This window comes from Streptomyces nanhaiensis, assembly GCF_046614825.1.
GTDB classification, from domain to species: domain Bacteria; phylum Actinomycetota; class Actinomycetes; order Streptomycetales; family Streptomycetaceae; genus Streptomyces; species Streptomyces radiopugnans.
Genome location: NZ_JBKJFM010000186.1, coordinates 1 through 10,343, shown reverse-complemented (window position 1 = coordinate 10,343; position 10,343 = coordinate 1). Strand labels below are relative to the sequence as shown.

Genomic DNA, 10,343 nt, shown 5'->3' with positions numbered 1-10,343 from the left:
CTGCTTGACCAGCAGGGCGTAGACGCCGTTGTAGGCGGCGCTGTTGCGCGTGGCCAGGCTGTCCAGGCGGTCGTCGAGGAAGACCGCCTCGGCCACCGTGTCGGGGGCGGGGGCGTCCGCGTCGCGGCTCCAGGCGATGAGCTGCTCCACGTCGCGCGTGAAGCGGCTCTCGAAGCGGGCCGCGGCGAACCCGGCCGCGGCGACGGCCGCGACGGCCGCCAGGGCGGACGGGCCCAGCGGCTCGGTGCGGAGCACCTCCTCCAGGAAGGGCACCACGACGGTGGCCGCGCCCAGCACCACCGCGGCCAGCACCGCCGCCGGCAGGAAGGGGTTCTCTCTCGTCAGCAGCCGCTCCCGCAGGCCCAGCACGACGCCGAGCTGGGCCGCCAGCAGGGCCAGGAACAGCGTGGTCTGCCACGGCTGCCCGGCGTCGCGCGCCCACAGCGCCGCCGCCAGGGAGGCGGCCGTCACCAGCACGGCCAGCCGCAGGATCCGCAGCCACAGCCCGTCGCCGAGCACATGCTGGCCGGAGGGGCGCGGCGGGCGGTGCATGGCGTTCGGGGAGACCGGTTCGGCTCCCATGGCCACGCCCGTCAGACCGTGGGTGAGCAGGTTGATCCACAGGATCTGGCCCGCCCGCAGCGGCACCGTCAGGCCGAGGAAGGGGCCGACGAGCATCACCAGGATCTCCGCCGCTCCCCCGGCCATGCCGTAGAGCAGGAAGCGGCGGATGTTGTCGTAGACCCGGCGCCCCTCCTCCACCGCCGCGACCACCGTGCGCAGTTCGTCGTCGGCCAGCACCAGGTCGGCGGCCTGCCGGGCGACCTCGGTGCCCCGCCGCCCCATCGCCACCCCGATGTCGGCCTGCCGCAGCGCCGGTCCGTCGTTGACGCCGTCGCCGGTCATGGCCGTCACCGCGCCGCGCGCCCGCCAGGCCTGGACGATGTCCACCTTCTGCTGCGGGTCGGTGCGGGCGAACACCCGCACCGTGGACGGGTCGGCGACCCGTCCGGCGGCCAGTGCGCGGCCGGTGACCACCTCGGGCGGCTCGGTGGGCGCGGTCCCGTCGGTTCCGGTCGGGCCCGGGCCCCGGTCGAGGATGCCGAGCCGGGCGGCGATCGCACGGGCGGTGGCCGGGTGGTCCCCGGTGATCATCACGGGGGTGATGCCCGCCTCCCGGCAGGCGGCGACGGTGGCCCCGGCCACCTCCTTGGGCGGATCGCTCAGCGCCGCCAGCCCCAGCAGCCGCAGCCCGCTCTCGGCCTCCTCCCAGCGGCCGGGCGTCCCGTCGAGCGGGCCCGACGCCACGGCCAGGACGCGGTAGCCCTCCGCCGACAGCGCGGCGGCCTCCCGGTGGGCGCGCTCCAGCCGCGGGGGCGTCTCGTCCAGGAGCGAGGCGTTCAGGACCGCCTCGGGGGCGCCCTTGAGACACACCAGGCGCCCGCCGGTGGGCTCCCGGTGGACGGTGGTCATGCGCTTGCGCAGGCTGTCGAAGGGCACCTCGCCGATCCGGGGGTGCTCCCGCAGCACCTCGGCGCGGTCCAGGCCGGCCTTGGACGCCGCGGCCAGCAGCGCCGCCTCGGTGGGGTCGCCGAGCGCGGTCCAGCGCTCCTCGTCGTCGTGCGGGGGGCGCAGCGCGGCGTCGTTGCACAGCGCGGCGGCGGTCAGCAGGGCGCGTACGGCCCGGGCCGCCGCGGGGGCGGGCGGCCCGTCGCCGCTGCCACTGCCGCCGCCGGACAGCATCTCGCCGGCCGGCTCGTACCCGCCGCCGGTGAGGCGGACGGTGCCCTCGGGGGTCCACACCCGCTCCACGACCATCCGCCCCTCGGTGAGGGTGCCGGTCTTGTCGGTGGCCAGCACGGTGACCGAGCCGAGGGTCTCCACCGCGGGCAGCCGCCGCACCAGCGCGTTGCGGGCGGCCATCCGCCGGGCGCCGAGGGCCAGGGCGAGGGTGACGACGGCGGGCAGGGACTCGGGGACGGCGGCCACGGCCAGGCTGATCGCGGTGACGGCCATCGTCTCCAGCGACTGCCCGCGGGCCAGGCCCATCAGCAGCACCAGCAGGCACAGGGCCACCGTGACCGCGGCGAGCACCCGGCCCAGGCCCGCCAGGCGGCGCTGGAGCGGGGTGGGTTCGCGGCGGGGGCGCAGCAGGGCGGCGATGCGGCCCAGCGCGCTGTCCGCCCCGGTGGCGGTGACGCGGGCCACCGCCCGGCCGCGTACGACGACGGTGCCCGCCCGCAGGGCGCCGGCCTCCGGTCCGCCGGCCCGCACGTCCTTGTCCACGGGAACGGACTCGCCGGTCAGCGCGGACTCGTCCACCGACAGGACCCAGGAGTGCAGCAGCCGCGCGTCCGCCGGGACGATGTCGCCCTCGCCGAGCAGGAGCACGTCGCCGGGCACCACCTCGGCCGAGGGCACCTCCCGTTCGGCGCCGCCGCGCACCACCCGGGCCACGGGTGCGGACATGGCGGTCAGCGCCGCGATCGCGTTGTCGGCGCGCACCTCCTGGACCACTCCCACGCCCGTGTTGGCGACGATCACCAGGGCGATGACGGCCGTGTCGCCGTGGTCCCCGGTCAGCAGCGTCAGCACCACCGCGCCGAGCAGGACCAGGATCAGCGGATCGCGCAGCTGTGCGCCCACCCGCGCCCACAGGGGCGTGCCCGGGGGCCGCCCCACCTCGTTGCGCCCCCGTTCCGCCAGCCGCCGGGCGGCCTCGTCCTCGGTGAGGCCGTCCGGGCGCGCGGCGGGGAGGGCGGGCGGGTCCTGCATGATCTGCTCCGGTTCGTCACGGTGGCCGCCCGGCCGTACGGGCGTGCGGGTGGTGGGGGCGGGTGGTGCGGTGGTGCGGCGTGGGCACCGTGCGCGACGGCGCCCCTGCCGGTACCGCGTGGTCCGCACGCCATGCCGCCGGACGGCCCGGCCGGTACGGGCCGGATCAGTACAGGGAGGCGGGCCAGGTCAGCGTCACCGCCAGGACGACGCCCGCGTCCAGCGCGATGCCCAGCAGCAGCCACGGGCTGAACCAGACCACCTTCAGCACCAGTCCGGCCGCCGCCGCCACCACGGCCGCCGGGGCCCACCAGCCGGCGTCCGCCAGCAGGGCCACGCCCGCGACGGCGTACAGCAGGCCCGTGACCGCGGCCAGGGCCGTCGCCGCCGCCCGGGAGGTCTCCTCGGTCACGTGGGCCGCGGCGAGCACCCAGGAGTGGCCGGGGGCGAAGGGGGGCGGGTTGTCGGGGTCCGGAGGCGTCACCCAGACCCTGAAGTGCACCAGGGCGTGCGCGAGGAGGAAGACCACCACCAGCGCCCTGATCACCGCGCGGACTCCGGCTCCGGCCCTCGCTCCGAGCCGCCCTTGTCCAGCCGGAAGGGCGGGTAGGCGTCCGTCATCAGGGCCGCGTAGGCCGCCACCCGCAGCACCCAGCGGTTGAGCCCGGTGATCAGGTCGAACAGCTCCCCGGGGTAGGTGCGGGTGAAGGCCTTGGCGATGATCGCGATGAACGCCAGGACGGTGATGAGCCCGGCGGACCAGAACCACTGCTCCTCCGTACCGCCTCCGGCGCCGCCGCCGCCGACGAAGAAGCCGACCACGATGTAGTGCGGGATCGCCAGGAGCCACCACTTGACCAGCACCAGGCCGCGCGAGAGCCGCTCGGGGTGGGCGACGTCCAGCCGCGCCGGGTAGTCCGGTTCCCGGCCCAGGCTGAAGGGCGGGTAGCGGTCGGTGGCGAACGCGGCGGTCGAGTAGAAGCCCACGCGCCAGCTCCAGCGCAGCACACCGACGTTGAAGTCGAACAGCGGCCTGGGATAGCGCGCGGTGAACAGGATCGCGAAGAACGCGATCACGGTCACCACGAAGAACGCGATCCACAGGAAGAACAGCACGACGAAGTGCGGGATCAGCAGGATCCACTTCACCAGCCACAGCCACCTCGACAGCGGTTCGTCCAGCTCCGCCTCCACCGCCACGGGCCGGTGGGTCCCGGTTTCCGCCATGGGGAACACGGTGATCAGCTCCTTCGTTCTGGGGTGTCCGCGGGTGGTCAGGGGCTGCCGGGAGCCGGGTGCAGGGAGCCCGCGACGGTGTCGGCGAAGGCGTCGATCGCCTCCCAGTCGCGGTAGTCGCCGTAGCGCAGGCCCATCGCCCGGAAGATCGCGCGTCCGGCGCCGGGCAGGTGCTCCGGTGCGACGACCCCGGAGAACATGGCGTGGTCGCGGGGGGAGAGGTCGGCCAGCACCTCCTCGGTCACCTTCGGCTCCTCCTTGGGCGCCATGGGCTTCCACGGGCCGCGCAGGGCCGCGGGCATGCCGACGCTGAAGATCCACACCGGCCAGCCGGCCAGCAGCTCCCGGTGGGCGTGGACGAATCCGGTGGCCTCCGGCAGCCAGGCCATCCCGTGGACGGCGCTGCCCAGCACGTAGGCGTCGTAGCCGCCCGCGTCGCCGACCGCGTCCAGGGACGCGGTCTCGGCCCGGACGCCCCGCTCGGACAGCCGGGCGGCGATGCGCTCGGCGATCTCGCGGGTGGAGCCGTGGGCGCTGGCGTATCCCACCAGTACGGTCATGTCGTTCCCTCCTCGGTGTGGTCCCCGTCGTGGCCCCCGCCCTCTCCGTGTCCCCCGTCCCCTCCGCCGAGCGGGACCGGCACCACCAGCACCGGGCAGCGGGCGTGGTGGAGCAGGGAGTGCACCACCGGGCCCAGCCGCATCGCCAGCCGGCCGCGCCGCCGGTGGACGGCGACCACCACCACGTCCGCCGCCTCGCTGGCCTCGACCAGCGCGTGGGCGGCGCCTCCGTTGACGGCCCTGACCTCCGCGCGCACCTGCGGGTAGCGGCCGCGGAACGGGGCCAGCACCCCTTCGGCCGCCGCCGCCTCGGCGCGCGCGACCCGGGCGATGTCCTCGCGCCGCGGGCTGGTGGGCACCAGCGGCTCCCCGGGCGGGGCGAGGTGCCGGTAGACCCAGGCGTGCAGCGCCATCAGGCGCGCCTTGCGGGCGGCGGCCTCGCGGAAGGCCAGGGCGACCGCGTCGGCGTCGGCGCCGCTCTCCACGCCCAGCAGCACGGTGCCGTGGGGGACGCGGTTGTGCTCCGGCGGCAGGTCGCCGCGCACCACCAGCAGCGGCCCGGCGGTGTGCGCGGCGACGCGCAGACCGACCGACCCCAGCAGCAGGCCCGTGAAACCGCCCAGTCCGCGGGAGCCGACCACCGTCAGGCCGGCCAGGTGGCTCAGGCGCACCAGGGCGTCCGGAGCTTCCTCGTCCACGGCCGAGGCCACCACCTCCAGCCCCGGGGCCAGACGCCGGGCGTGTTCGGCGGACGACTCCGCCAGCGCCTGGGCGTCCTCGCGGGAGGGGGTGTGCGCGGCGGGTTCCGCACCGGCCTGCGGGAGCGCGGCCCAGGGGCGGCCGTGCACGACCTCCAGCGGCACCCCGCGGCGCCGCGCCTCGGCCGCCGCCTGCTCCAGCGCCAGTTCGGCGTGCCGGGAGCCGTCCACCCCGACGGCCACGTGGCCCCGGGGTCCGGCTGGGTTGGCCTCCATCGTCGCTCCTCCCGTTCTGCCGCACGCGGCGGGCGTTTCGCCCGCCGCCCTCCACCAGCCTTACCGGAAAAGTCCTTTTCCGCCTGGGATCCGCCGCCCGTCCGGTGGAGCGGGCGGCCCCGGCCGCCGCCCGCCCGGGGCCGTCCCCGCCCGGCGCCCGTACGGCGCCCGTACGGCCGTCAGGCGGTCGTCGACCGCGCGTGGCCCGGATCCAGTGCCGCGCGGGCCGCCTCCAGCCGGGCGACCGGCACCCGGAAGGGGGAGCAGGAGACGTAGTCCAGGCCCACCTGGTGGAAGAAGTGCACGGACTCGGGATCCCCGCCGTGCTCCCCGCACACCCCCACCTTCAGCCCCGGCCGGGCGGCCCGGCCCTCCTCGACCGCGATCCGCACCAGTCGGCCCACCCCCTGCCGGTCGAGCGTCTCGAACGGCGAGTCCTGGAGGATGCCCCGCTCCAGGTAGTCGGAGAAGAACGACGCCTCCACGTCGTCGCGGGACAGCCCCCAGGTGGTCTGGGTCAGGTCGTTGGTGCCCAGGGAGAAGAAGTCGGCCTCGGCCGCGATCCGGTCCGCGGTCAGCGCCGCCCTGGGCAGCTCGATCATCGTGCCGACCGGGCAGGTGACCTCCACCCCCGTCTCCCGGGAGACCTCGGCCAGTACGGCGTCCACCTCGTCGCGCACCAGCCGCAGCTCGTCGGAGGTGTCCACCAGGGGCACCATGATCTCCACCCGCGGGTCGCCGCCGGCGCGCAGCCGCCGCGCCACGGCCTCGCCCACCGCCCGCACCTGCAGGGCGATCAGCCCCGGCACCACCAGGCCCAGCCGCACGCCGCGCAGCCCCAGCATCGGGTTGTGCTCGTGCATGCGCTCCACCGCGCTCAGCAGCCGCACGTCGTGCGGGTCGGGATCGCCCCCGGCCGCCTCGGCGGACGCCACCCGCACCGCCAGCTCGGTGTGGTCGGGCAGGAACTCGTGCAGCGGCGGGTCCAGCAGACGGATGGTGACCGGCAGCCCGTCCATGGCCTCCAGCATGGCCGTGAAGTCCTCGCGCTGCGGCGGCAGCAGCGCCGCCAGCGCCTTCTCGCGCTCGGTGTCGTCCCCGGCCAGGATCATCGCCTCCACCAGGCGCCGCCGCTCCCCCAGGAACATGTGCTCGGTACGGCACAGGCCGATGCCCCGCGCGCCGAAGCGGCGGGCCCGCTCGGCGTCCTCGGGCGTGTCGGCGTTGGCCCGCACGCCCAGGCGGCGCGTGGCGTCGGCGTGCTCCATCAGCCGGGCGACCGCGTCGACCACGCCCGGCTGCCGCTCCCCCGTCTCGAAGTACCGCATCACCGGGGAGCCCACCAGGGGCAGTTCACCCAGGTAGACGGCGCCGGCCGACCCGTCCACGGAGACCGTCTCGCCCTCGGCGACCACCGTGCCGTCCACGGTGAAGCGGCGCGCGGCGACGTCGATCTCGACGGCCTCGGCGCCGCACACGCACACCCGGCCCATGCCCCGGGCCACCACGGCCGCATGGCTGGTCTTGCCTCCCCGGCTGGTCAGCACCGCCTGGGCGGCCACCATGCCGGGCAGGTCGTCGGGCGTGGTCTCGCCGCGCACCAGCACCACCTTCTCGCCGGCCGCGGCCCGGCGGGCGGCCTCGGCGGAGTCGAAGACCACCGCCCCGAAGGCCGCGCCGGGGGACGCCGGCACCCCGCGGGCCAGCGGCTCACCGGCTACGGCGGTGTCGAAGCGCGGGAACATCAGCCGGGCGAGCTGCTCGCCGCCGACCCGGTCCAGGGCCTCGTCCCAGCTGATCGTCCCCTCGTCCGCAAGCTGGGCGGCGATGCGGAAGGCGGCCTCGGCGGTGCGCTTGCCCACCCGGGTCTGCAGCATCCACAGCCTGCCGCGCTCGATGGTGAACTCGATGTCGCACAGGTCCCGGTAGTGCCGCTCCAGCCTCTCCATGTACTCGCACAGCTGCGCGTAGCACTGGGGGTGCAGGCGCTCCAACTCGGCCAGCGGCACGGTGTTGCGCGCCCCGGAGACCACGTCCTCGCCCTGGGCGTCGGCCAGGTAGTCGCCGTAGATGCCCTGGAGCCCGGTGGCCGGGTCGCGGGTGAAGGCCACACCGGTGCCCGAGTCCGGGCCCGCGTTGCCGAAGACCATCGTCTGGACGTTGACGGCCGTGCCCAGGTCCTCGGGGATGTGCTCGCGACGGCGGTAGACCCGGGCGCGCTCGGTGTTCCAGGAGGAGAACACCGCGCGCACCGAACGCCGCAGCTGCTCGGCCGGGTCCTGCGGGAACTCCTCGCCCGTCCGCTCGCGCACGATGCGGCGGAAGTCCTCCACCAGCAGCCGCCGCTGCCCCGGGTCGGGGCGGCGGGCCAGCGCCTCGGCGAACAGCGCCCCGTCGATCCCCATCACCGTGGTGCCGAACATCTGGATCAGCCGCCGGTAGGAGTCCCAGGCGAAGTCCTCGTGCCCGGAGGTCCGGGCCAGCCCGTGCACGGAGGAGTCGTTCAGCCCGATGTCGAGGATCGTCTCCATCATCCCCGGCATGGAGTAGCGGGCGCCGGAGCGCACCGACAGCAGCAGCGGATCGTCCGGGTCGCCCAGCCTGCGGCCGGCGGCCCGCTCCAGCGCCGCCAGGTGCCCGGCCAGCTCCCGCTCCAGCCCCTCGGGCTCGGAGCCGGTGGCCAGATAGGCCCGGCACGCCTCGGTGGTGACGGTGAAACCGGGCGGCACGGGCAGGCCGATGCGGGTCATCTCGGCGAGGTTGGCGCCCTTGCCCCCGAGCAGGTCTGCCTGCTCCCGGCCGCCCTCGGTGAAGTCCTGGACGTAGCGGACCATGGTCACGGTCTCCTCAGCGGTTCGGCGCCCGTGCGGGCCTGCGCCCGGCGGCGGAGCACCTCGGTCGGACGGGTTCGCGGCCCCGGTGCGGCCGGGCGGGCCCGGCCGCACCGGATACGGCTCAGTCGTGCGGTACGACGGCCACCGGCGCCGGCGAGTGGTGCATCAGGGCGTGGGTGACCGGTCCGGTGTGGAAACCCAGCCGGGCGCGGCGGTTGCGGCGCCCCACGACCAGCAGGGAGGCGTTCTCGGCGGCCTCCAGCAGGTGGTGGGCGGCCCTGCCGACCACGGCCTGCGGCCTCACCTCCACCTCCGGGTGCCTCTCCCGCCAGGGGGCCAGCACACGGGTCAGGGCGTCGGCCTTCTCCTCGGCCAGATCGTCGATCAGGTGGGGGTTCACGGCCACCGGGTTGATCCCGTACACCGGCGGCGGGTCCCAGCCGTGGACGACCGTCAGCGGCACCCCGCGCCGGGCGGCGGCGTCGAAGGCGAACTCCAGCAGCTCGTCGCGCGGCCTGGACAGGTCCAGCCCCACCACGACGTCGCCGGTGTCCTGCTCGGCCGTCCCGGCCCGCACCAGCACCACCGGGCACTCCACGTGCGCCACGGTGGACAGCGCCACCGAGCCCACCAGGAAGCCCGTCAGCGTCCCGCGGCCCCGCGACCCCAGGACCAGCAGCTCCGCCTCGCCCACCGAGTCCCTGATCACCTCCGCCGGGCGGCCGGCCAGCCGCTCCACGGCGACCTCCAGCGGGGGGTGCCTGCGGGCCAGGTCGGCCGCCGTCTCGTCCGGCAGCGCCTCCCACCGCTCCCGCGCCTCCGGGTCCATCCCGGACAGCACCTTCGGGTGGGAGTCGTTCTCCTTCACGTGCACGAGCCGCAGCGGCAGCGTGCGGCGCAGCGCCTCGCGGGCCGCCCACTCCGCGGCGGCCAGGCTCTCGCGCGAGCCGTCCAGGCCCACGGTGACGGTGCGGGTCATGGTGTGTACCTCCAAGCCTTCCGGACGGAGCGGCCGTCCGCTCCACCTCCAGGCTGCGGCCGGGTACCCGCCACCGCGAGGGGACACAGGTCCCTACGGGTGGGACCGACCGGCCTGCCGGCCGTCCCGCCCCGCCCCGCCGGGGCCGAACGGCCCCCCGCCGCACCCCTGCCGGCCCTGGGAGCGGCCCCGCACCCGTACGACCCTGGAGAGCGAGGCAGAAGGAGAGGGGACCGGCCATGACGGGCACCACGGGCACCACGGGCACCAAGGACATCACGGCAACAGCGGACACCGCGGGCGCCGCACACCCCGTACGGCCGGCCCACGCGCTGCTGGCCGACGGCCGGACCGTGGAGATCCGCCCCGCCCGCCCCGAGGACCGCACCGGCGTCGACGGGCTGTACGAGCGGATGTCGCCCGAGAACCTGCGCCTGCGGTTCTTCGGCTCCGGCCGCGAACTGGGCCGGCAGGCCGCCCGCCGCGTCTGCGGACCGCCCCGCCCCGGCAGCCTGGCCCTGCTGGCCCTCCACGAGGGGCGGCCCGTGGGGATCGCCGAGTACGAGGGCGAGGGCGAGGACGGCGCGGGCGGCGGAGGCGGCACGGGCCGCACCGCGGAGGTCGCGCTGGCGGTGACCGACGAGTTCCACCACCGCGGCGTGGGCACCCTGCTGCTCGAACACCTCGTCCACGCCGCCCGCGCCGCGGGCGTCACCGCCTTCACCGCCGGAGCCCTGGCCGACAACCACGCCGTGCAGAAGGTCTTCGCCGACCTCGGGCTGCACACCACCCGCCGCTACGACGGCGGCGAGGTGCGCTGGACCATCCGGCTGGACCCCGACGAGCACTACCTGACCGCCGTCGACGAGCGCGCCCGCACCGCCGACGCCGCCAGCCTCCGCCCGCTGCTGCGGCCCCGCTCCCTCGTCGTGGTCGGCGCCGGCGGGCAGGAGGGGGCGGCGGGCCGCGCCGTCCTGCGCGGCCT

Annotated in this window: 8 protein-coding genes; 1 reads left to right on the top strand and 7 read right to left on the bottom strand. The window is 76.1% G+C overall.

What is annotated here, in order from left to right; translation table 11 throughout:
* The 7 genes from ACLIYP_RS26980 to ACLIYP_RS26950 all read right to left on the bottom strand — a co-directional run.
* Window positions 1-2,775: cation-translocating P-type ATPase (locus tag ACLIYP_RS26980; protein WP_412715711.1), on the bottom strand; the 2,775-nt coding region annotated here is incomplete at its 3' end.
* A 166-nt stretch (window positions 2,776-2,941) separates the two neighbouring features.
* Window positions 2,942-3,322 carry a hypothetical protein gene (locus ACLIYP_RS26975; RefSeq protein ID WP_412715710.1) on the bottom strand — a complete coding sequence of 127 codons (381 nt, stop codon included), beginning with the start codon at window positions 3,320-3,322 and terminating at the stop codon, window positions 2,942-2,944.
* Window positions 3,319-4,002: a DUF4389 domain-containing protein gene (locus ACLIYP_RS26970; protein WP_412715709.1), complete on the bottom strand. Its 684-nt coding sequence runs from the start codon at window positions 4,000-4,002 to the stop codon at window positions 3,319-3,321. Before ACLIYP_RS26970 ends, ACLIYP_RS26975 begins: the two co-directional genes overlap by 4 nt.
* A 47-nt stretch (window positions 4,003-4,049) precedes the next feature.
* The gene (locus ACLIYP_RS26965; RefSeq protein WP_412715708.1) at window positions 4,050-4,571 is read right to left on the bottom strand and encodes a flavodoxin domain-containing protein; all 522 of its coding nucleotides are present in this window, start codon (window positions 4,569-4,571) and stop codon (window positions 4,050-4,052) included.
* On the bottom strand, window positions 4,568-5,545 hold the full coding sequence (locus ACLIYP_RS26960; RefSeq protein WP_412715707.1) for a universal stress protein: 978 nt from the start codon (window positions 5,543-5,545) through the stop codon (window positions 4,568-4,570). The genes ACLIYP_RS26965 and ACLIYP_RS26960 overlap by 4 nt, the downstream gene beginning before the upstream one ends.
* A 179-nt stretch (window positions 5,546-5,724) precedes the next feature.
* The gene (ppdK, locus tag ACLIYP_RS26955) at window positions 5,725-8,379 is read right to left on the bottom strand and encodes a pyruvate, phosphate dikinase (RefSeq protein WP_412715706.1); all 2,655 of its coding nucleotides are present in this window, start codon (window positions 8,377-8,379) and stop codon (window positions 5,725-5,727) included.
* Window positions 8,380-8,500: 121 nt separating this feature from the next.
* Window positions 8,501-9,358: a universal stress protein gene (locus ACLIYP_RS26950; protein WP_412715705.1), complete on the bottom strand. Its 858-nt coding sequence runs from the start codon at window positions 9,356-9,358 to the stop codon at window positions 8,501-8,503.
* Between the two features lie 239 nt (window positions 9,359-9,597).
* Between ACLIYP_RS26950 and ACLIYP_RS26945 the strand changes: the two genes are divergently transcribed.
* On the top strand, window positions 9,598-10,343 hold a 746-nt coding region (locus ACLIYP_RS26945; RefSeq protein ID WP_412715704.1), incomplete at its 3' end, for a GNAT family N-acetyltransferase.